21 protein-coding genes are annotated in these 20,472 nt (G+C 33.8%); 9 read left to right on the top strand and 12 right to left on the bottom strand.

What is annotated here, in order from left to right; translation table 11 throughout:
* The first annotated feature begins 269 nt into the window (after positions 1-269).
* The 4 genes from ACWA1B_RS00605 (at position 270) to ACWA1B_RS00590 (ending at position 2,669) form a co-directional block, all read left to right on the top strand.
* Entirely contained in the window at positions 270-1,034 is a 765-nt protein-coding gene (locus ACWA1B_RS00605) for an enoyl-CoA hydratase/isomerase family protein (protein ID WP_456903836.1), read from the top strand.
* A 168-nt stretch (positions 1,035-1,202) separates the two neighbouring features.
* The gene (locus ACWA1B_RS00600; protein WP_456903835.1) at positions 1,203-1,379 is read left to right on the top strand and encodes a hypothetical protein; all 177 of its coding nucleotides are present in this window, start codon (positions 1,203-1,205) and stop codon (positions 1,377-1,379) included.
* Between the two features lie 33 nt (positions 1,380-1,412).
* Positions 1,413-1,865, top strand: a complete 453-nt coding sequence (locus ACWA1B_RS00595; protein WP_142451602.1) for a 6-pyruvoyl trahydropterin synthase family protein — start codon at positions 1,413-1,415, stop codon at positions 1,863-1,865.
* A gap of 60 nt (positions 1,866-1,925) precedes the next feature.
* Complete coding sequence (locus ACWA1B_RS00590) at positions 1,926-2,669, top strand: UDP-2,3-diacylglucosamine diphosphatase (protein WP_456903833.1); 744 nt, start codon at positions 1,926-1,928, stop codon at positions 2,667-2,669.
* An 86-nt stretch (positions 2,670-2,755) separates the two neighbouring features.
* Here the strand turns inward: ACWA1B_RS00590 and ACWA1B_RS00585 are convergent, their stop codons facing one another.
* The 8 genes from ACWA1B_RS00585 to ACWA1B_RS00550 form a co-directional block, all read right to left on the bottom strand.
* Positions 2,756-3,970, bottom strand: coding sequence for a cytochrome c3 family protein (locus ACWA1B_RS00585; protein WP_456903831.1), 1,215 nt, complete (start codon positions 3,968-3,970; stop codon positions 2,756-2,758).
* An 83-nt stretch (positions 3,971-4,053) separates the two neighbouring features.
* Entirely contained in the window at positions 4,054-4,410 is a 357-nt protein-coding gene (locus tag ACWA1B_RS00580) for a hypothetical protein (RefSeq protein WP_456903829.1), read from the bottom strand.
* Positions 4,411-4,559: 149 nt separating this feature from the next.
* The gene (locus ACWA1B_RS00575) at positions 4,560-4,916 is read right to left on the bottom strand and encodes a hypothetical protein (RefSeq protein ID WP_456903827.1); all 357 of its coding nucleotides are present in this window, start codon (positions 4,914-4,916) and stop codon (positions 4,560-4,562) included.
* 175 nt (positions 4,917-5,091) lie between these two features.
* Positions 5,092-6,375 (bottom strand): MFS transporter, encoded by a 1,284-nt coding sequence (locus ACWA1B_RS00570; RefSeq protein ID WP_456903825.1) that lies wholly within the window; start codon positions 6,373-6,375, stop codon positions 5,092-5,094.
* Positions 6,362-8,065, bottom strand: a complete 1,704-nt coding sequence (gene recJ, locus ACWA1B_RS00565) for a single-stranded-DNA-specific exonuclease RecJ (RefSeq protein WP_456903824.1) — start codon at positions 8,063-8,065, stop codon at positions 6,362-6,364. The genes ACWA1B_RS00570 and recJ overlap by 14 nt, the downstream gene beginning before the upstream one ends.
* 270 nt (positions 8,066-8,335) lie before the next feature.
* Positions 8,336-8,680, bottom strand: coding sequence for a HopJ type III effector protein (locus tag ACWA1B_RS00560; RefSeq protein ID WP_456903822.1), 345 nt, complete (start codon positions 8,678-8,680; stop codon positions 8,336-8,338).
* Between the two features lie 101 nt (positions 8,681-8,781).
* Positions 8,782-9,501: a 16S rRNA (cytidine(1402)-2'-O)-methyltransferase gene (gene rsmI / locus ACWA1B_RS00555; RefSeq protein WP_456903820.1), complete on the bottom strand. Its 720-nt coding sequence runs from the start codon at positions 9,499-9,501 to the stop codon at positions 8,782-8,784.
* 43 nt (positions 9,502-9,544) lie between these two features.
* Positions 9,545-10,573 carry a hypothetical protein gene (locus tag ACWA1B_RS00550; protein ID WP_456903819.1) on the bottom strand — a complete coding sequence of 343 codons (1,029 nt, stop codon included), beginning with the start codon at positions 10,571-10,573 and terminating at the stop codon, positions 9,545-9,547.
* 235 nt (positions 10,574-10,808) lie between these two features.
* Here ACWA1B_RS00550 and ACWA1B_RS00545 point away from each other — a divergent pair, with 235 nt between their 5' ends.
* On the top strand, positions 10,809-11,399 hold the full coding sequence (locus tag ACWA1B_RS00545) for a thymidine kinase (RefSeq protein WP_035653260.1): 591 nt from the start codon (positions 10,809-10,811) through the stop codon (positions 11,397-11,399).
* Positions 11,400-11,429: 30 nt separating this feature from the next.
* Positions 11,430-11,777: a hypothetical protein gene (locus ACWA1B_RS00540; RefSeq protein WP_456903817.1), complete on the top strand. Its 348-nt coding sequence runs from the start codon at positions 11,430-11,432 to the stop codon at positions 11,775-11,777.
* A gap of 344 nt (positions 11,778-12,121) precedes the next feature.
* Here the strand turns inward: ACWA1B_RS00540 and rpoN are convergent, their stop codons facing one another.
* From rpoN to ACWA1B_RS00520, 4 genes are all read right to left on the bottom strand, one after another.
* Positions 12,122-13,582, bottom strand: coding sequence for an RNA polymerase factor sigma-54 (rpoN, locus tag ACWA1B_RS00535; protein WP_456903816.1), 1,461 nt, complete (start codon positions 13,580-13,582; stop codon positions 12,122-12,124).
* A 93-nt stretch (positions 13,583-13,675) separates the two neighbouring features.
* Positions 13,676-15,121 (bottom strand): asparagine--tRNA ligase, encoded by a 1,446-nt coding sequence (gene asnS, locus ACWA1B_RS00530; protein WP_456903814.1) that lies wholly within the window; start codon positions 15,119-15,121, stop codon positions 13,676-13,678.
* Between the two features lie 254 nt (positions 15,122-15,375).
* Positions 15,376-15,681 (bottom strand): hypothetical protein, encoded by a 306-nt coding sequence (locus ACWA1B_RS00525; protein ID WP_456903812.1) that lies wholly within the window; start codon positions 15,679-15,681, stop codon positions 15,376-15,378.
* Between the two features lie 221 nt (positions 15,682-15,902).
* Entirely contained in the window at positions 15,903-18,272 is a 2,370-nt protein-coding gene (locus tag ACWA1B_RS00520; RefSeq protein WP_456903810.1) for an efflux RND transporter permease subunit, read from the bottom strand.
* Positions 18,273-18,453: 181 nt separating this feature from the next.
* Between ACWA1B_RS00520 and ACWA1B_RS00515 the strand changes: the two genes are divergently transcribed.
* The 3 genes from ACWA1B_RS00515 (at position 18,454) to ACWA1B_RS00505 (ending at position 20,373) form a co-directional block, all read left to right on the top strand.
* Positions 18,454-18,783, top strand: coding sequence for a DMT family transporter (locus ACWA1B_RS00515; RefSeq protein WP_035653268.1), 330 nt, complete (start codon positions 18,454-18,456; stop codon positions 18,781-18,783).
* Positions 18,784-18,929: 146 nt separating this feature from the next.
* Positions 18,930-19,691, top strand: a complete 762-nt coding sequence (locus ACWA1B_RS00510) for a sensor histidine kinase (protein WP_456903808.1) — start codon at positions 18,930-18,932, stop codon at positions 19,689-19,691.
* A complete protein-coding gene (locus ACWA1B_RS00505; RefSeq protein WP_456903807.1) occupies positions 19,654-20,373 on the top strand; it encodes a LytR/AlgR family response regulator transcription factor in 720 nt (239 codons plus the stop codon). The genes ACWA1B_RS00510 and ACWA1B_RS00505 overlap by 38 nt, the downstream gene beginning before the upstream one ends.
* Positions 20,374-20,472 lie beyond the last annotated feature (99 nt).

Genomic DNA, 20,472 nt, shown 5'->3' with positions numbered 1-20,472 from the left:
TGTTTTGTGGAGAATACCGAAATCGACTGTCACCTTCCCGATTTTTCATCGGGACGCTCTAGCCAAATGAGCTAATCCCCCTTGTTTTGTGGAGAATACCGAAATCGACTGTCACCTTCCCGATTTTTCATCGGGACGCTCTAGCCAAATGAGCTAATCCCCTAAAGCGTTAACAAATAAAGTTAAATAATTTTCAAAAAACAAATTTCGGTGAGTTTCTGGAGTATTATTTTTCAAAAGCGTAACTTTACTTTTAAATCTGTTTTTTTATGAGTTTAGAAAATGCAAACGGAAGCTTAGAAACTTCCTTTCAAAATACTATTGCAACGGTTCAGTTTGGTCATCCTGCGAGTAATTCTTTTCCGCGTCAATTGTTGAATCGCCTTACTGCTGAAATTAATTCGTTAAGTCGAAATGAAAATGTTTCAGTTATTATTTTAAAAAGCCAAGGAGCAAAAGCATTTTGTTCCGGAGCTTCTTTTGATGAACTTTTACAAGTTGAAAATGAAGAGCAGGGAACGGAATTTTTTTCTGGTTTTGCTCATTTGATTAATGCAATGCGTAATTGCAATAAATTAATCATTGGGCGCGTTCAGGGAAAAGCAGTTGGAGGAGGTGTTGGAATTATCGCGGCTTGCGATTATACTTTTGCAACATTGCTAAGTGATGTCAAATTATCTGAACTCGCAATAGGAATTGGACCGTTCGTGATTGAACCAGCTGTTTCCCGAAAAATTGGTAAAACGGCTATGTCTGAAATGACTTTAGCTCCTGAAAAATGGAAAACGGCTGAATGGGCTTTTAATAAAGGGCTATATTCAGTTTTATGTGATGCGGCCAATCTTGATGCGGAAGTAGATCATTTTGCGGAAAAACTGAGTTCTTATAATCCTGAAGCTTTATATGAAATGAAAAAAATCATTTGGGAAGGCACTGAACAATGGGAATCGCTTTTGTTTGAACGTGCGGCAATTACAGGTAAATTGGTTTTGTCTGATTTTAGCCGAAATGCTTTGCATCAATTTAAAAAATAAGGAATATTAATAAATTTAAACACATACAGACATAGTTTTTGAAACCGCAAAAAAGGCGTTTCGCTTGCATTAAAAAACATAGCTATGTGTTAGAAACTAGTTTCTTTCAAATAGCTTTCCAAAAAAGTAAAAACTATGTTTCTATGTGTTTAAACCAAATTTTAGAATATGAAAATTATTTCATTACTGCAAAAAGTCGACGTTGCAGAGAAAATTAAAAATGCACCAGACAGCGGTTATCAGATTGGTGTTGTCATTGGATCTTTTATTCCGTTCCTGATTTTGGGCGGAATTGCTTTGTGGATGTATAACCGTGCTAAAAAAAGAGACGAAAACGGTTATTAATTTGTAAATTTGCAAGCTTAAAATTAAACATCGATGAGTAATATCAGAATTACAAAACAATTTAGTTTCGAAACCGGTCACGCTTTGTACGGTTACGACGGAAAATGCAAGAACGTTCACGGACACAGTTATAAATTGTCGGTAACAGTTATTGGTTCGCCAATTACAGATCGATCGAATGTGAAATTCGGAATGGTAATTGACTTTTCGGATCTAAAGAAAATTGTAAAAGAAGAAATCGTCGATCAGTTTGATCATGCAACGGTTTTCAATCAAACTACGCCGCATATCGAATTGGCAAACGAATTGAAAAATCGTGGTCACCATGTTATTTTAGTTGATTATCAGCCAACAAGTGAGAATATGGTAGTTGATTTTGCTGAAAGAATTGTGGCTCGCCTTCCAAAAGGAATTTCTCTTTTTTCGCTTAAACTCCAGGAAACAGAATCTTCATTTGCAGAATGGTACGCATCTGATAATCAGTAAAAAGTAAATTTTTAAAAGTAAACGTTTTACATCTTACAAATCACATTTCACAAAAGATAAATGAAAAAAATATATTTTGCATCAGATCAGCATTTTGGTGCGCCAACTCCTGAGTTGAGTTTGCCACGCGAAAAAAAATTCGTGGCATGGCTTGACGAGGTTAAAGAAGATGCAGAAGCTATTTTTTTGCTTGGTGATTTGTTTGATTTTTGGTTCGAATATAAAACGGTTGTACCGAAAGGTTTTGTGCGTATTTTGGGAAAATTAGCGGAAATTCGCGACAGTGGTATTCCGATTTATTTTTTTGTTGGAAATCATGATCTTTGGATGAATGATTATTTTGAAACCGAATTGAATATTCCGGTTTATCATGATAACAAAGAATTTACTTTTAACGGGAAAACCTTTTTAATTGGCCACGGCGACGGAAAAGGCCCTGGCGACAAAGGTTATAAACGAATGAAAAAGGTATTTACAAATCCGTTTTCAAAATGGCTTTTTCGCTGGCTTCATCCAGATGTTGGGGTTAGTTTAGCGCAATATCTTTCCGTTAAAAATAAATTGATTTCGGGCGATGAAGATGTGAAATTTCTAGGAGAAGAAAACGAATGGTTGGTTTTATATTCCAAACGTAAACTCGAAACTAAACATTATAATTACTTCATTTTTGGGCATCGCCATTTGCCAATGATAATTCCAGTTGGAGAAGATTCAAATTATGTGAATCTAGGTGATTGGATTGGTTATTTTACTTACGGTGTTTTTGATGGTCAAAATTTTGAACTTAAAAAATTCGAAAAATAAGTTAGTTAAAAGTCCAAAGTCGAAAGTCAAAAGTCAAAAAGGCTCTAACGATTCATCAATCATTTGTCGAAATTTAGTTCAAATATTTATTTTGAACTCGTCGCTGGATAAATTCCAATTTTATGTGTTCTCAGGATATATTCTGAAAGCTGTTTACTGCTCGAAAGCTGAAATTTAATTGCTCCTGACGCTTTTTTCGGCATATGACATTCCACACAACTAGTAGCCATTAGTTTTTCTGGCATTATTTTTTGTGTCTGTTCATTGTGTTTCAAACCTTGGTGACAGCTTATACAAATTTTAGAATACGAAGCCATATTTTTAGAAGCATTTTCATGAGGATTATGACATGTAATGCAATCCATTTTCTCACTATTGATAAAACACTTGCTTTGCGCCATTAAACGAAATTGATTTCCATGAACATCAAATTGCGCTGTGTCTATAATGCTTCTGGTTGCTCTGTAAAACTCAGATAAATCATCTCCGGGTTTAAAATCAAAACGAGATTTTAATTTCATTCCATCATTTCCGGCATGACAAAGTGCGCAGGCATCTAGTCTTTGTTGTTTATTTAGATTTTTAAAACTGGTAATGCTGTTTGCAATTTTTACATTCGGGTTTTTCAAATGAAATTCGACATGTTTTTTTGCCGGGCCATGACAACGTTCGCAGTCAATTCCATAAACAATTGTTTCCTTTTTAATGATATCTTCAACATCCATAGACATCATATTTTTTTCTGCAGAATTTTGATTTACGCTTCGGCTGCTGGCATTTGAGGCGTGGCACGAATAGCAGTCTTTCACTACCATTCTGTCAAAATAAGGTTTGTCTGCTGGAAAACCTGGACTTGTCGCCCAATTATTTATAGAATTATAATAGGAAATAGGTAACTCGTAAGTATTGTTTTCACGCCAATAAACCGAAGTCTGTGCATGTTTTGTTCCAAATACAATTTCAAATTTATGCGCTTGAACTTCTTTTCCGTTTTTATATAAAACCTGAAAAAGACTGTCGCCGCGTTTTTCCATGACTAATTTTGTGTCTTTGTCATAAATAAAAGTATGATTGCCTTTGTCAAAATCACCAAGGACGTTTTCTGAAATTGCTGGAGCAGTAGCTTTGAAATGAGAGCTCTTCAAAGCCATGTCATATTGCGTTTGATGACACTGAATACAGCTTTCAGAACCTGCATAATCAGTACCTCGCGGGTCGATGTAATCGTCAGAAGAATTTTTGCAGCTTGTAAAAACTACCGTAAAAAGTATGAGGGCAAAAAGAATGCGTGCTTTTTTCATTGCCGTAAATATACTTTTTTTTAAAGAAAATTAAAATCTATTTCAATAATGAAACAATGCTGTTAAAATATTTAGAATAATTCTTAATTCATCCCTACTCCATAAACATATTCGTCGAGTTCAATTTTAAATAAAGAACCTTCAACCAAGTCTTTTATCGATTTCAATTCAGTCATAGAAACTGCTAAATCAATAGAATTGCAAGGCGTTTTTAATAAAAATTTATGGCAGGAATATTTCATTTCGCAAGCTTCGCAGCAAGCATTTTCGATTATGCTATCTTCAATTAAATCACAAAACTGATTTAGCTCTGATATTGTAAAGTAAAAACCAGTTTCTTTAAAAACCAATTGTACTTTGTCGATTATAGTTTGATTATTTTGTTTCCAGTAAAAAGCTATGCCAAAATTATTATGGTAGATTTGTTCTATTTCTCTCATCTTAAAACCTTTTATTTCAACAAATATAAATATTATTTATATTAATTCTAAATAAAAAAATCATAAAAGTTTCAAAAAATCTTTTCTAAGTTGGCACATTATAATGCAGTAAAAGTTAAGATTGGTCTTTTTAGAAAGGTAGGGATGTTTTAGTTCATTCCAGGACCGTAAATATATTCATTGAGATTAAGTCGAAATAATGAACCCTCAACTAAGTCTTTTATAGAATTTAATTCCATCGGTGATATTTCTAAATCTATTGCAACATAGGGTGTTTTCAATAAAAATTTATCGCAGACACGTTTTACACCGCGCGTATCATAATCATTACGGTCTGTTATGCAGTCTTCAATTAAATCATGAAATTCATTTAATTCTTGAACTGAAAAATAAAATCCCATTTGTTTAAAAAGCAATTGAATTTTATCTGATACAATTTCGTTGCCTTCTTTCCAATAAAATGAAATTCCAAAATCGTTGCGGTAAATCTGTTCGATGTCCTTCATGGCAATTTTTTTTTGCGCTGCAAAGGTACATACTCATTATATTAACACTTGACTAAGAAAAGCATAAAAAAATGCTAAAAAATCTTATTAATAATTGATTTTTAATTGTTTATGAAGAAGGATAAGAGTAGATAGCGAATTTTGTTGTTCTGAATAAAGTCTATAAAAGATCTCATTATTCCTGATTATTATGCTCTTCCATATCTCTTTTTAGATCTAAATTTCTAAAAGTAGGAGATATAAAACCGAAACCTAAAACGGTCAAAAGTGTAATGCTTCCTCCAAAAACAACAGATGTCACAGTTCCCATCAATTTTGCAGTTGCACCACTTTCAAAAGCACCTAATTCATTTGAAGATCCAACAAAAATTGAATTTACAGCACCAACACGTCCGCGCATATGATCGGGAGTTTTAAGCTGTAAAATGGTTTGGCGAATTACTACAGAAATTCCGTCAGCCAATCCGCTTAAAAATAAAGCAAAAACAGAAAGCCAGAAATAAGTAGAAAGACCAAATAAAATAATCGATAATCCAAAAACAAAAATGGCGATTAAAAGCTTTTTTCCTGCATTTTTATACAAAGGCACATAAGCAGAAACGAGCATGGTAATAAAAGATCCTACAGCAGGGGCTGCTCTTAAGATGCCAAAACCTTCAGCACCAACTTTTAAAATGTCCTGTGCAAAAATCGGTAATAATGCTACTGCGCCTCCAAAAAGTACAGCAATCATGTCAAGCGATAAAGCGCCTAAAACAATTTGGTTTTTGAATACAAAAGTTAAACCTTCGGTAAGACTGTCTTTTATTGATTCTCCAATCTTCGGATTTACGATTGGTTTTTTACTGATTTGTGACAAGGCAATTAAGGCGAGAATTGAGAATCCGAAAACCAGACACATTGACCAGTGAACGCCAATCCAATTAATTGAAAATCCTGCCAATGCCGGCCCCATAACGGCTCCAATTTGCCAAACTGAACTGCTCCAGGTAGAAGCATTTGGATATACTTTTTTCGGTATAATCAGTGATTGAAGAGAGAAAGTAGTTGGGCCTAAAAATGCTCTAACCAATCCGCCCAAAAAGACTAAAGCATAAATGGAATATAAAATAACAATCTGCGATAAACCTCCAACAATTTTTGGCCATGTCAATAAAAACAATCCAAAACTAATTACAGAAAATCCCAGAATACATTTTACCAATAATCCTTTCTTTTCACTTTGATCGACAATGTGACCAGCGAATAGAGCCATACAAACAGCCGGAACAACTTCCATTAAACCAATAATTCCTAATGAAAGCGGATCTTTTGTTAAACTGTAGACTTCCCATTCGATTACAATAAACTGCATTGCCCAGGCAAAAACCATGCAGAAGCGCAGTAATAAATATACATTGAATTCTCTATAACGAAGTGCCTGATACGGATCTGGTTTATTTGATTTAATTTCTTCCATTTGTTCTAATGTCTTTCAGCATAAGCTGTGTTGAAATTGTGCCGTTCCATTCATTTTCAGCAATTGTGTACGCCAGTTGAAACGGATTTTGATTTTGTGCTATACTTAATTTTTTTCCGAGTCCGAAACCAATTGCAGCAATTCCGTCGGAGTTATGTTGTTTGACGAAAAGTCTTAAATGTTCTTCTTCTGAACCTAAAGTTTTAGCATAACCAGTATCTTTTACATCAGAAGTCATAAAAACGGGCGTCATATTTTGTGGGCCAAAAGGTTCGAATTGTTTTAAAATCCGAATTAATTTTGGAGTTATATCTGAGAAATCAATTTCTGCATCTATTTCGATTTCCGGCGTTAACATTTCCGGAAGAATAGTTTCTTGAACTTGTTTTTCAAAAGCGTTTTTAAAAGTCTGATAATTTTCTGCTTTTAAAGTCATTCCGGCCGCATACATATGTCCTCCAAATTGTTCCAAATGTTCTGCGCATGCATCTAATGCATTATAAACATCAAATCCTTTTACAGATCGGGCAGAAGCAGCATATTTGTCACCACTTTTAGTAAAAACCAAAGTTGGACGATAATAGGTTTCGATTAATCTTGAAGCTACAATTCCAATTACGCCTTTGTGCCAGTCTTCCTGAAAAACAACAGTTGAAAAACGTTCTTCTTCGTTGTTTTCCACAATCTGTTGAAAAGCTTCTTTGGTGATTTTTTTGTCTAAATCTTTACGATCGGCATTGTATTGTTCAATTTCTGAAGCAAATTGTTGCGCTTGTTCCAAATCAAATTCGGTTAAAAGCTCTACAGCATGATTTCCGTGTTTGATTCTTCCGGCAGCATTTATTCTTGGCGAAATAATAAAAACAACATCTGTAATGTCTAAAACTTTCTTTTTTACCTGATGAACCAGCGCTTTTATTCCGGGTCTTGGTTCACTATTAATGACTTTTAAACCGAAATAAGCTAAAACACGATTTTCTCCCGTAATCGGAACAATATCGGCAGCAATTGCGGTTGCAACCAAATCCAGATAAGGAACAAGATCTTCTACGGTTTCATTTCGATTTTGACCTAAAGCCTGAATCAATTTAAAACCAACTCCACAACCGCATAATTCGTCATAAGGGTAGGAGCAGTCTTCTCTTTTCGGATCCAAAACGGCCACAGCATCTGGAAGCGTTTCTCCGGGACGGTGGTGGTCACAAACAATAAAATCGATGTTTTTTGCTTTCGCATAAGCGATATGATCAATTGATTTGATTCCGCAGTCGAGAGCTATTATTAAGGAAATTCCGTTGTCATCTGCGTAATCAATTCCTTTATATGAGATTCCGTAACCTTCATCATAACGATCAGGAATGTAAGTTGCAATATTTGGATAATGTGATTTTAAGTACGAAGAAACCAAAGAAACTGCGGTTGTTCCGTCGACATCATAATCGCCAAAAACCAGAATATTTTCCTGATTTTCAATTGCCGATTCGATTCGGGAAACCGCTTTGTCCATATCTTTCATTAAATACGGATCATGAAGATGTTCTAATGAAGGACGAAAGAAATTTTTAGCATCTTCAAAAGTTTCAATGCCACGCTGAATTAAAAGTGTTGCTACAAAATCTTCTACATTTAAAGCTTGTGCCAAATGTTTGATTTTATCTTCAGAAGGTTTTGGTTTTAATGTCCAACGCATGGGTTGATTTTAGATTTTAGATTACTGATTTTAGATTGTAGATTTCTGAAATCGTTTAATCGGGTTGGTAATTTTTTGTTTTTGAACTCCCGATAACAGTCGGAAGTAAAAGGATTTCAATGTTTTTTAACCAACGATTACACAAATTTTTACAAATTAGATTAGCAGAAATTTGTGTAATTTGTGGTAAAATATTCGTTTCAAACTTTGACAAAGTTTTTTAGAGTATAGATTTCAGCAATCTAAGAATCTACACTTTAAAATCTAAAATTATTTTGCTTCTAAAGCATTTCCTTCAAACTTAATTCCGTCCCAACCTAAGTTGATGAAATTTCTAATATTTTGATGATTTGTTCCATTTGGATCTCCTAAAACTTCTTCAAAATAAAAAGCGCCAAAACAGGCTAAAGTTTCTTCTTTACTTAAATTTTGCAGTTTTGCGAAAGAAAATAATTTGCAAGAACCCGAATTTTCTCCGGCAGCGTTATGCTGTGTTCCGTTTTGAAAAGCAGTTGGAGTAAAATTGTAATTTTCTTCAATTACTGCAATGGTTTCAGGAAATGCGATTTGTGTTGGAGTTTGTTTTACTTTTTCTAAAAAGGCTTGGATGCTCATGATTGTAGTTTGGTTTTTTTGCCACAGATTAAAAGGATTAAAAAGGATTTTTATTTAAATAATCTGTGAAAATCTTTTTAATCTGTGGCTGAAATAATTATTTATTCTTCTTCGTTCTTAGAATATTTACTTTTCTTAGCTTCTTTTTCTATTGTTTTCCCAGCAACGACCACGACAATTTCACCACGCGGTGCGGTTTTTTCAAAATGTTCCAGAACTTCTTTTGCAGTTCCACGTACATTTTCTTCGTGTAATTTTGATAATTCTCTTGAAACGCAAACTTGTCGGTCTTCGCCAAAATATTGAACGAATTCTGCTAAAGTCTTAACGAGTTTATGTGGAGAAACGTATAAAATCATCGTTCTTGTTTCTTCGGCTAAAGCCAAAAATCGAGTCTGACGTCCTTTTTTATCAGGCAGAAAACCTTCAAAAACGAATTTGTCATTTGGGAGTCCACTGTTTACTAAAGCAGGAACAAAAGCTGTTGCGCCAGGAAGACACTCAACTTCAATTTTATTTTCGACACAAGCGCGAGTTAAAAGAAATCCCGGATCTGAAATTGCTGGAGTTCCAGCGTCTGAAATTAAAGCGATGTTTTCGCCGGCTTTCAAACGTGCAATTAGATTTTCAGTGGTTTTGTGTTCGTTATGCATGTGATGGCTGTGCATGTGTGTGCCAATTTCAAAATGCTTCAACAATTTGCCACTTGTGCGTGTATCTTCAGCCAAAATCAAATCGACTTCTTTCAAAACCCGAATGGCTCTGAAAGTCATGTCTTCAAGATTGCCAATTGGCGTTGGTACGATATATAATTTTGACATATTTTTTTATTCTTGAAATGTAAAATGTGAGATGTGAAAAGTGTTATGCGAATTTCTTCTCGATAATTCCCAGAAAACGTTCTGCGTAATCGTCTTTTCCTTCCCAGTTATTATAATCTGGTTTTACCATGTTTTCGATAAACTCCTGTGCTTCGCTATAAGTGTCAAAAGTGAGCAATTGATTTAAAACGCGGCTGTAATCTTCGGTGCTATTTCCAAAAAGATTTTTGGTGAACGCAATTCGGTCGTTTAAATCAATGTGGAAACCTTTTGCCAGTTTTTCATTTAAAGTTGCTGCCTTTGGTTCTGCTTTAGTTTCTAAAACGGCAGTTTCAACAACTTTTTTTTCTGCAAAATCAAATGTCGGAGTCGGTGTTGGAGAAACGGCTTCAAAACTGTCTACTTTTACAAACTGTGCATCGGCATAATTGATTCCGAAATCTTCAAACGCAATCGGAACAGGAGTTGATTTTGTTGAACTTTCTACTTTTGGTTCTTCTATTTCTGACGGTTTCTCTAATTCAAAAGCGGGTTTAAAATCCGGAATTGGGTTTAAATCATTGACTGTTTTAAATGAAAGATCATTTGCTTCGATTGTTTTTTTAGCTTCAGAAACAGCCGCTTGGATTTTCTCAATAATTGGATCTTTAATACTTTCCACAGTTTCAGTTTCTTTGACTGCATCAGTTTCTTCTACTTTTTCAACAATAGGTTCTTCAATAGACTCCTGATTATCTTCTTCAATTGGCTCTGGAGTTGTTTCTTCAGGAATTTCGGCAATTATTTCTTCAACAATTGCTGTTTTAGGAGTTTCTTCAATTGGAGTTTCAATTATAACTTCTGCCGGTGTTTTTTCTTCTTTTTCGAAAATAGTTTCGATTTCAGAACTGATTTCACTGTGGCTGATTGTAGGTTTTACTTCGTCGAAATTTTCATCGACAAATTTTAAAATAGCTAATTTCTCATATAATTTCTGCGTTTCAAGGTACAATTGATTGATATCGGATTTGTTTTTAAGTTTTAAAATTCGATGTGCAATGCTGATTAAATCGGCTTCCAATTTTTTTTTCATAACTGTTGAAATTATAGTGAATAAGGTATTTTAGTGTATTTGATGTCTGAATGTCTTTAATCTTGAAGAAATTCAAAAGATAATTTTTTATTTCTGTTAATAAGCAATTCCAAATCTCCGATTTGATAAAAATTTTCTACTTTTGAAAAAATGTAAAACAGCACATTTTTACGTCGATTTATTACCAGTACAAAGTAATAAAAACTATTCATTTTTAAAGGCAGAAAAATACAAAATGTTTCTCGAAAATACAGTAAATCACAAAGAACAATTTGGTTGGATTGAAGTTATTTGTGGATCAATGTTTTCGGGTAAAACCGAGGAATTAATCCGCAGATTAAAACGCGCGCAATTTGCCAAACAAAGAGTCGAAATTTTCAAACCCGCTATCGATACCCGTTATCATGACGAAATGGTAGTGTCTCACGATGCTAATGAAATTCGTTCTACACCGGTTCCGGCGGCAGCTAATATTTTGATTTTAGCACAAGGTTGCGACGTTATCGGAATTGACGAAGCACAGTTTTTTGATGATGAAATTGTTACAGTTTGCAATGATTTAGCCAATCAGGGAATTCGTGTAATTGTTGCCGGTCTGGATATGGATTTTAAAGGAAATCCTTTCGGACCAATGCCGGCACTTATGGCAACAGCCGAATATGTTACGAAAGTTCATGCTGTTTGTACCAGAACAGGAAATCTTGCTAATTATAGTTTTAGAAAAACGGATAATGATAAATTAGTAATGCTTGGAGAAACGGAAGAATATGAGCCACTTAGTCGTGCTGCTTATTTTAATGCCATGAAGAAAATTCAGGAAAAATAAATTTTTAAGGTCATTTAAGTTTTAATACCAATGCAAGAAAAGCAAATCAAAAGAAAACAGAATATTTTATTATTAGTTTTAATTGGAATTGCCATCGCTTTGGCTGTCTTTTTTCAGTTTTATCTTTCTGAAAATAAAGATGAGGTGAATTCAGAAATTGTTGAATTAGTTGCGAAATACAATAAAAATTGCCCATTAAATATTCAGGAAGGAATTCGTCTGGATAGTGTGAGTTTGCACGAAAAACAAGTTGTTCAATACAATTTGACGCTGATAAATGTTGAGAAAACAACTGCTGAGACTGATGTTACAAAAACAGAAATTGAAAAAAGTCTTTTAAGTACAGCTAAAGCAAATCCCGGACTTTCAGGTTTTTAGGGATAATGATTATACTTTGATTTATAGTTATAATGATAAAAAGAAAGTGTTTTTGTTTACGGTGAAAATATTGCCGGATCAATATAAATAAGCTTGAAAAACATAAAAATAAAACCCGATAGATTTTAAATTTGTCGGGTTTGTTGTTTTGCATCTTTTGTTTAAACTGGACTGAAGTCCAGCTCTACAAAATAATACGTTCCTTCGGAAGTGAGAAAGAGCCTTCGGCTCGATTCATATTGTAGGGCTGGACTTCAGTCCAGTTTAATGATGAGAATAAGAAAGAAATAAAAAACCCGACAAGTTTTGGCTTGTCGGGTTTTTTATTTTGTAGAAGTTAAGTTTTATATCTTCTTCCTCATTCTCGCTACCGGAATATCAAGTTGTTCACGATATTTTGCAATGGTTCTTCTGGCAATTGGATATCCTTTTTCTTTTAAGATTTCAGCCAATTGATCGTCTGGTAAAGGCTTCTTTTTGTCTTCTTCTTCGATCGTATTTTTAAGAATCTTTTTGATTTCCAAAGTTGAAACGTCTTCTCCCTGATCATTTTTCATGGCTTCAGAGAAAAACTCTTTGATTAGTTTTGTTCCGTATGGCGTTTCAACATATTTACTGTTGGCAACACGTGAAATTGTCGAAATATCCAAACCAACCATATCCGCTATGTCTTTTAAGATCATTGGCTTTAGCTTGGTTTCGTCGCCGTCTAAAAAGAATTCTTCCTGATAATGCATAATCGCATTCATGGTTACAAAAAGTGTTTCCTGACGTTGTCTAATTGCATCGATAAACCATTTAGCCGAATCCAGTTTTTGTTTGATAAACTGAACCGCATCTTTTTGTGCCGATGATTTATCACGAGAATCTTTATACGTCTGCATCATTTCCTGGTAATCTTTAGAAACGTGCAGAGAAGGAGCATTTCGTCCGTTTAAGGTCAATTCTAATTCGCCATCTATAATTCTGATAGCAAAATCCGGAACTATATTTTCAGTAACTTTATTATTGCCTGTAAAAGAACCGCCCGGTTTTGGGTTCAGTCTTTCAATTTCGTGAATCGCTTTTTTAAGCTGTTCGTTAGAAACGCTATATTTCTGCAATAATTTATCGTAATGTTTTTTTGTAAAAGCATCAAACTGATTTTCGATAATATCAATCGCTAAATCAACGTATTCTGTTGGTGTTTTGTGCTTTAATTGCAATAATAAACATTCCTGTAAATCACGTGCGCCAACTCCCGAAGGTTCCAATTCGTGAATTACTGTCATCATTTTTTCGACCATTGCTTCATCAGTATAAATTCCCTGAGTGAAGGCCATATCGTCAACAATATCCGGAATGCTTCTGCGGATATAACCCATATCATCAATACTTCCAACTAAAAACTCGGCGATTTCGCGTTCTTCATCGTTTAAAATAAAAGTATTTAGCTGATTGATCAAATCCTGATGAAAACTTATCGGAGCAGCAAAAGGAGTTTCGCGCTCTTCATCATCACTATAATTGTTTACCTGAGTTTTGTAATCAGGTGTATCGTCGTCGCTTAGATATTCGTCAATATTAATGTCGTCTGCTTCAATTCTGTCTGATTCTGCATCATCATAATCGTCGTAGTCTTCATTAGCGTATTCGTCCGCTTCGTATTCTTCTTCTTTTCCAGCTTCCAAAGCCGGATTTTCGTTCATTTCTTCTAATAAACGTTGTTCAAAAGCTTGCGTAGGCAATTGAATTAACTTCATCAGCTGAATTTGCTGTGGAGATAATTTTTGGGATAATTTTAAATTTAAAAATTGCTTTAGCATTTATAATGTTTACTCGTTTATTGGTTTAATTGTCAAATCGTTGTTTCGTGAAAATCGGTTAACCGAATGAACGATTAACCGATTAAACTTTTTTTAGAATTCTGCGCTACCCGGAGTTCTTGGGAAAGGAATTACGTCTCTAATGTTTGTCATTCCAGTTACAAACAATACTAAACGCTCAAATCCTAAACCGAAACCTGCATGCGTTGCAGAACCAAATCTTCTGGTGTCTAAATACCAGTATAGTTCTTCTTCGTCGATTTCTAATGCTTTCATTTTTTCAACCAAAACATCGTAACGTTCTTCTCTTTCAGAACCACCAACGATTTCTCCAATTCCAGGGAAAAGGATATCCATTGCGCGAACTGTTTCTCTTCCTGGCTCTGTGTTGTCGTTCAAACGCATGTAAAACGCTTTAATATTTGCTGGGTAATCAAATAAAATTACCGGACATTTAAAGTGTTTTTCAACTAAATAACGCTCGTGTTCTGATTGTAAATCAGCGCCCCATTCGTTGATGATATATTGGAATTTCTTCTTTTTATTTGGAGTTGAATCTCTTAAAATATCAATTGCTTCTGTATAAGAAACACGTTTGAAATTGTTTTCCAAAACGAAGTTCAATTTCTCTAACAAACTCATCTCGCTTCTTTCAGCTTGTGGTTTAGATTTTTCTTCTTCAAGAAGTCTTGCTTCTAAAAATTTCAAATCATCCTGACAATTGTCTAAAGCATATTTAATTACATACTGAATAAAATCTTCAGCCAAATCCATATTGTCATCAAGGTCGTTGAAAGCAACTTCTGGCTCAATCATCCAAAATTCTGCCAAGTGACGAGAAGTGTTTGAATTTTCTGCTCTAAAAGTTGGTCCAAAAGTATAAATCTGACCCAAAGCCATCGCGAAAGTTTCACCTTCTAATTGTCCAGAAACTGTTAAGTTAGTATGTTTTCCGAAGAAATCTTTTTTGAAATCAATGTTTCCTTCTTCATTTTTTGGAAGATTATCCAATGGCAATGAAGTTACCTGAAACATTTCTCCAGCACCTTCAGCATCAGCTCCGGTAATAATTGGCGTATTTACGTAAACAAAACCTTTGTCTTGAAAATATTTATGAACTGCATAAGACAATACAGAACGCACACGCATAATTGCTCCAAAAGCATTTGTACGTACACGCAAGTGAGCATTTTCACGTAAAAATTCCAAAGAGTGTTTTTTTGGCTGCATTGGGAATTTCTCAGCATCAGAATCTCCAAGGATTTCTAATTTAGAAACTTGAATTTCATATTTCTGACCTGCACCTTTACTTTCAACCAAAGTTCCAATTACAGAAACCGCAGCTCCAGTCGTGATTCTTTTTAAAGTTTCTTCCGGAGTATTTTCAAAATCAACAACACATTGTATATTATTAATTGTAGAACCGTCATTAAGCGCGATGAACTGATTATTTCTAAAAGTTCTCACCCATCCTTTTGCATTCACTTCCTGTAGCGTCGTCGTACTGTTTAATAAGTCTTTAACCTTTGTGTGTCTCATTTTAATTTTAGATTTATAGATTGCTGATTTTAGATCAAAATAAAACCAGTGTTTTTTATATCGAATTGCAAATATAAACGATAATAATTAATTTTTGAAGCTGTTTCCTGCTATCCGCTATATCTTTTTCTTGCTAAAGGAGCAAGAAAAAGGATGCCGCTTCTATCAGGGCTAGGGCACTCGGTTTTATGAGAAGCTTTTCAAACGTATTTATCATTCCGAGAAACCAAGCAACCTCATTATTAATTTTGAAGTTAATCTCCCAGAATTTTAAGGTCACAATTCTTATTCAAAGAAAAAAATAGCAATCCTCTAAATTCTATAATAGCGATTGTTTTCTCTTTGTCAAGATTTAAATTAGTTTGCTTAATGTAAATGTCAATTATTTGAATTAGAGTTTTTTGATTTTCAATAGTCAATTTATTGTCACTATATTGATCGATAAAAATTCCAGTCCAATTTTTATATGATTCAAAAATAATTTCAAGACAATTATATTTATAATCATCAAGTGAAAATAAATATTCATCGTTGTCAAGTCTGTGAAAATCTAAAGCCATTTTTCAGTTATAAATATCTTTCATTTTTGTCATTCAGAGGAACGAGGAATCACACCTGTAATTCCACAAAGAAAGTCGTCAATCGTTGTCGAGCTTAGAGTGAGATTCCTCGTTCCTCGGAATGACAAAGTATATGTCAATCTTTTTCAAAGTTCAAAACTTTGAAAAAGATTTTTTATTTTTAATTCGTGCCAATTCGTGAAATTCGTGGCAAAAAACCTTTACTCCTCCAAATTATTCTCCAATTCCTCTCTCTTAGTCTTCTTCTTCTCAAAAGTCAAAACCAACGAAGGCAATACAACCAAATTCGCAAACATCGCAAAAGCCAATGTACAAGAAATTAATCCTCCAAGTGCAATGGTTCCGCTGAAGCTTGATAATGTAAAAGTCGCAAAACCTAAAATCAAAACTACTGATGTATAAAAAGTACTAATTCCAGTTTCTCTTAATGCACTGAAAACCGATTTCTTCACTTTTCCGCCACTTTGAAGGAAGTCATGTCTATATTTCGCCATAAACTGAATTGCATTATCAACCGAGATTCCGAATGCAATGCTAAATACTAAAATAGTAGATGGTTTTAACGGAATTCCAAAATAGCCCATTAATCCAGATGTAATGCAAAGCGGTAAAATATTCGTAATCACCGAAGCCATTACCATTTTGAACGAACGGAATAAATATAGCATCAAAACAGCAATTACGACAATCGCAAAAATCAACGATTCGATTAAGTTGTCAACCAAGTACGAAGTTCCTTTTTGGAAAACTAATGCTTTTCCGGTAACGGTAACTTCAAAACGGTCTTTCGGGAAAATTTCATCAATTTTTGAATGTAATTTTTTCTCCACTTTTGCCATTTCATCTGTTCCAATATCTTTCATGAAAGTGGTGATTCTTGCATATTGTCCAGTCGAATCAACGTAAGCTTTCATTAGATTTTCTTTGCTGTTTTTCGTTGCATTTTTGGCATAACTCAAAATGAAAGTCTGCTCCTGCGAAGTTGGTAATTGATAATATTCCGGATTTCCGTTATAGAAAGCCTGTTTCGAATATTTTACCAAATTCACCACAGAAACTGGTTTTGCCAATTCTGGAATTTCAGCAATTGTATTTTGCAATTCATCCATTTTACGAATTGTCGAAGCTTTCATAACACCTTTTTTCTTTTTGGTGTCAATCATGATTTCCAATGGCATAACGCCGTTGAATTCTTTTTCGTAGAATAAAATATCTTTAAAGAAAGAAGCGCTTTTCGGCATCTCGCCAATCAAACTTCCTGAAACTTTCATTTGAGCAACTCCAATTACACTGAAAACCAAAAGTAAACCGTAAATAATATAAACGACTTTTCGTTTGCCTTTTACAATGTTTTCAACACTGTCTAATAACGTTGAAATATAAGTTTTAGTTAAATGGTATAAATGCTTTTCTTTTGGCAATGGCAAGAAACTGTAGATAATTGGCACAATAAAAAGTGTCAATAAATAAACAGAAATTACGTTGATTGAAGTCACTAAACCAAACTCAAAAAGCAAGTCGTTTCCAGTAATCATAAACGTTGCGAAACCAATTGCTGTAGTTAAATTCGTCATTAAAGTCGAAACTCCAATTTTAGAAATAACACGTTGCAACGCTTTTGCTTGATTGTTGTGTAATTTGATTTCCTGCTGATATTTATTAATCAGGAAAATACAGTTTGTAATTCCGATTACGATAATCAGTGGCGGAATAATAGCGGTTAAAATTGTGATTTTATATCCAAATAATCCCAGCGTTCCAAATGACCAGATTACGCCGACAATTAAAATACAAATTGAAATAAATGTCGCTCTGAACGAACGGAAAAAGAAAAAGAAAATCAACGAAACCGTCAGTAAAGCTGCGCCAATGAAAAGTCCGATTTCGCCTTTCATATCATCTGCATTAATTGTTCTGATGTACGGCATTCCCGAAACTTTCAAATCAATTCCTGTGGTTTTTTCGAATTTAGCGATTTTCGGAACTAAATTTTCAAGTATAAAAGTCTTTCTTTCTGGAGTATTTACTAAAGCTTTATTGATATATATCGCCGAGCGAACACTTCCGCTTTCTTTGTTGAATAATAATCCTTCGTAAAAAGGCAAATTGTTGAATAAATCGTGTTGAACACTTTTTAAATAGGCAGGATCTAAGGCTTTGCTTTGATCGATAAAAGGCGTTAAAACGAATTTTTCATTAATTGTATCTTTTTCCAGTTTTTTCAAATCGTTTAAAGAAACAACCAAATCAACTTCTTTTGATTTTTTTAAACCTGTCATTAATTCATTCCACGCGGCATAGTTTTTTGGCGTGAAGAATTTAGGATCTTTAAAACCAATTACAATAAGATTTCCTTCTTCACCAAACTTGTCTAAGAATTTTTGATATTCTTTATTTGCTATGTGATCTTTCGGAAGCAGGTTTGCTTCGGTATAAGTCATAGAAAGGTTTTTCCATTGATAGCCAAGGAAAATAGTCAATGCAGAAAGGATAATCAGAATTGTTATTCTGTTTTTAAGTATGATTCGGGCCAGTTTTTCCCAAAAGCCAACTTGAATAGCGTTTTTCATAAAATCTTTAAAAATGGTTGCAAATGTAGTGAAAATGCCTCAAAATCATAAACAATCGATTGTATTTTACGCAATGTTAACATAATTTTGCAATTATTTAAATTGTGATAATTTTCCTATTTTTAGTTATTTAGTCGTTAGCTTTTCTCATATTTGCAGTTAATTTAAAATTGAAAAGAAAATGAATTGGATTTTATTGATTATTGCAGGACTTTTTGAAGTAGGATTTGCGTCTTGTCTTGGAAAAGCAAAAGAAACAACCGGAATTGTGTCAACTTATTGGATGATTGGTTTTTTTGTATGTCTTTCAATCAGTATGATTTTATTATATAAAGCGACTCAGGTTTTGCCAATTGGAACAGCTTATGCGGTTTGGACAGGAATTGGAGCGGTTGGAACTGTTTTAGTCGGAATTTTTATTTTTAAAGAACCGGCAGCTTTCTGGAGAATATTTTTCCTTACCACTTTAATTGCTTCAATTATTGGATTGAAGTTTGTTTCTAGCCATTAAACGATAGCTTACGGATAAAACGGATCAAACTGATTTGCACAGATTTCTTTTTTAAAATTTAGTCAAAACAAAACAATTGAAAATCTGTACAAATCAGTTTGATCCGTAAAATCAGTGGGCAAAAAACTTTTAATTATTCATAATCAATGCAGCAAAACAATACCACAACTTTTATTTTTTTAGCGATTCTTTTATTGCTTGTTGTCATAATCTGCTTTATGATTTATCAATTAATGCAGGCAAAAAAAGCAAAAGACGAAGCTGAAAAGAGTTTTTATGCGCTAGAAGTAAAAGTAAATGATTTGCAGCTGGAAACTTTAGAATCAAAACTGAATCCGCATTTGTTCAAGAATATTCTGAATTCGATTCAATCACACGCGTATCAGACTTATTTCGCTTTAGATAAATTGGCCAATGTTCTGGATTATATTTTATACGAAAGCAAAAAGAAATTTGTTACAGCCAAAGAAGAAATAGATTTTGCACTGAATTTGATTGAAATCAATAAAATCAAGATCAGTCCGCTTTTTGAATTGAAAATCAAAACCAATATCAATAAGGATGACAAACTTTATGATCAGCCTTTGTTGGCACCGCTAATTTCGATTGATTTAATTGAAAATGCCTTTAAACATGCTGATCTTCAAAGTGCCGATGCTTTTATATCGGTTGTTTTTGAGTTTAAGGATAATGCCTTTTTTATGACGGTTTCGAATAAAATTTCAGATAAAAAAGTATTGAAAAAAGAACGAAGCGGTTTTGGACATGCCACTTTAGAGCATCGTCTGCGAATTATTTACAAGAATAATTTCAAGCTCGATAAGTTTGTAGAAAACGATGTTTATATTGCTCATTTAAAAATAGATTTACTTGGATACAAAACTGAAATGCTTGCTTCTGGACGATGAGCTTCCGGGATTAACGTACCTGAAAATGCTTTGCGAACAAATTCCGGAACTGGAAATCGTAAAAACATATAATAATCCTGAAAAACTTTTGTCTGATTTGGCTAATCTTGATTTTGATTTGCTGATTTCAGATATCGAAATGCCAGGAATCGACGGACTTCATTTGGCTGAAATGCTTCAAAATAAATTGGTGATTTTTTGTACCGCTTATAAGGAATACGCTGCTGATGCTTTTAACATTGATGCTGTTGATTATATCACAAAACCGGTAAAATTAGAACGTCTGCAAAAAGCGATTGCCAAAGCCGTTGAACGTTTTGATAAACCAGATACTAAAAAGAAATTTATTCAATTAAACACCGACAAAGGCAAAACACTACTTTATTTCAATCAAATTCAATATATAAAAACGGCTTTGGGCGACAGTCGGGACAAAACTGTTTTATTGACAGATGGCAGTTTTCTGAATCTGAAAAATGTTAAATTTGATACACTTTTAAACGAATTGCCTGACGCTGATTTTTGTCGTGTGAATAAAAAAGAAATCATTGCGGTAAAAGCGATTAAATTTTTTAATCATAACGAAATTGTACTTCATCATCTGGAAGAAAACAACAAAAATGTAACGTTGATTCTCAGCGAAACGTACCGCGCAGACTTTTTGAAAAAGGTGAAAATATAACTTATTACAAAGTTTTACGGACTTATTACATAGATTTAAAATTAGCGGTAAAATTGCTTTTTCACGTAAACCGGACTTCTGATATTTGTTCCATAATTT

Source organism: Flavobacterium xizangense, assembly GCF_054075145.1.
Note: the sequence above shows the minus strand (reverse complement) of the source record. Positions and strands in the feature narration are given on the sequence as shown.